Genomic DNA, 270 nt, shown 5'->3' on the forward strand with positions numbered 1-270 from the left:
CGTGATCATCTCGAACGTGGCCTGCGCATCCATGGCGCCCGATTGAGCCGCCCAGTCGGTGCGGCTCACCGAGACCGTCTGCCCCTCCGGCAGCCCTGCGCGCAGATCCATCGCCAGCACCGGTCCGATCTGGTCAGCCTGCTGAGCGCCCACCCAGATCTCGTACTGGGTCGTCGCATCCGGCGGCAGGGCGTCCACGCGAGAGCGATACGCATCGTAGAGCAGGTCGACCCGCAGCTCCTCGTCACCGAAGCCCTGCCGCGGGACGAT

General features: G+C 68.5%; 1 protein-coding gene. It reads right to left on the reverse strand.

The genetic code is table 11. The features are described from left to right. Window positions 1–270 (reverse strand): hypothetical protein (locus SB773_RS31910; protein ID WP_410594339.1); only part of this gene is annotated, 270 nt, incomplete at both ends.

It is taken from the genome of Bacillus sp. SIMBA_074, from assembly GCF_046534555.1.
GTDB classification, from domain to species: Bacteria; Bacillota; Bacilli; order Bacillales; family Bacillaceae_G; genus Bacillus_A; species Bacillus_A mycoides.